2 protein-coding genes are annotated in these 1,729 nt (G+C 59.5%); both read right to left on the bottom strand.

What is annotated here, in order from left to right; all coding sequences use genetic code 11:
* Positions 1-455 precede the first annotated feature (455 nt).
* Positions 456-956, bottom strand: a complete 501-nt coding sequence (locus V6C07_RS02760; protein ID WP_333534852.1) for a chemotaxis protein CheW — start codon at positions 954-956, stop codon at positions 456-458.
* Positions 957-1,104: 148 nt separating this feature from the next.
* Positions 1,105-1,729, bottom strand: a 625-nt coding sequence (locus V6C07_RS02755; RefSeq protein ID WP_333534851.1) for an Hpt domain-containing protein, incomplete at its 5' end; no start/stop codon positions are given.

Genomic DNA, 1,729 nt, shown 5'->3' with positions numbered 1-1,729 from the left:
TGCGGCGCGGCGCAATGCGCCTGTGGGCCGGAAGCGCTGCGGTTCCGGCTTCAAACAGGGCAAAAGACAATTTTTACAGAACCTGCGCGGGCAGGTTTCCAGTTACATACCGCCGACAAGATGCGGGGTAGCCAGTGATCGGCCCGAAGGCCGGCAAAGTCTGCCCGCACCTGCCCCGCGGCACGGATTTTCGTAAAAAACCTTGTGAAACATTTACGTATTCCACTTGCCGAACGTCATGCATGCTCGCGTCCACGCCCCCCGGCACACCGCTGCAATGGCGGATTCGTCCGGTGGAGGCACGGACAAGAACATGCAAAAACAGCCGCCCCTGCCGCAACCGGCACAAAGGCAAAGAAAGCACGGCGCAAACGCCACGGGACACGCTCACACCGAGAGCATATATCTCATGTTAACTTCGCCCGTTACGGCACACAGCAGAGCAAACGGCCGCTCTAGCCTGCTTCGGCGTTCATGTCGCTCAATAATGTATCGAGGTCAAGCAGAATGAGCAGGCGGTCGTCGAGCTTTCCCACCCCCCGGATATACTCCGAGCCGATGCCGCACACAACGGGCGGGGCAGGTTCCACCGTGGAAGCAGGAATGCGCAGCACTTCTGAAACGCCGTCAACCAGAAAACCCACGATTTTCTGGTTGAATTCCATCACCACAATGCGCGTTTCGGCATTGTGCTCCATCACGGGCATATTGAAGCGGGTGCGCATGTTGACGACAGGAATAACCTTGCCGCGCAGGTTGATGACGCCCTCTATAAAGCGCGCCGCATGCGGAACCATAGTTATCTGCATGGGCCGGATAATTTCCTGGACGGAAAGGATATCCACCCCGAACTCTTCTTCGGCAATACGAAAGGTGACAAGCTGCAGCCTGTCGCCCTCGTGTTCGTCTTCACCCGGGTGCTCAAGCAGGGCGCCTTCCGGTGTGGCAGTGCTCATATCTAAACCTCCATCAATAGGCGGATAACGAATCTGTAATCCTTATCGGCAATGTCACGGCGGACAAAAGGGCGCGCTCGCGGCTGGGACGCCGTTTTATCCACACCCCGGAGCAGCCGTCGGGATGTACTACGCCTCCGTGACGGACTCACGCAGCAGACAGTCGCGCAGACTGTCGGCAAGGCGCCCCGGCCATGTCAAAATCCTTGACCGCCGTCAATATGGCGGCGATCTCCTCGGCGTGGGGAGTGCCGTCTGCCAGCAGCGAGAGCTTTTCCATCGAGCTTTCCACTGCCCCCCAGTCCGTTTCCATACGCCGGGGCAGATCATCCAGAAAGGCCAGCAGGGCCTCGCGGTGCTCTTCCGCCAGATGCCCGGAACCGCTGGCCGTACGGCAGGCATGCTGCTCCATGCTCCGCACATAGTCGAGCACCCGCCCCATCTCCGTTTCAAAAGCGTCAAGCACGGCGTGCTCAGGCAGACTGTGGGGCAAAAACTCTTCCAGCATGCGGGTCAGATCGCAGATGCGCTCCACTCCCAGGTTGGCGGCCACCCCCTTGACCGTGTGCGCCATGCGCGCGGCCCCTTTGAGGTTGCCGCTTTCGAGCATCCTGCGCAAACGGGCGGGACTGTCGCCATAGTGATCCACAAAACGCTGAAGGAGCTCAAAATACAGTGTTCTGTTATTCCCCACAGTGGCAAGGCCGGACTCCACATTGACAATGGGAACGACCGGCTCCACGTCAGGCGGCGTCTCCGCAGCGGCAGCAACA

It is taken from the genome of Desulfovibrio sp. 1214_IL3152, assembly GCF_036763055.1.
Lineage (GTDB): Bacteria > Desulfobacterota > Desulfovibrionia > Desulfovibrionales > Desulfovibrionaceae > Desulfovibrio.
The sequence above is the reverse complement of the archived record's forward strand: the minus strand, read 5'-3'. Positions and strand labels throughout refer to the sequence as shown.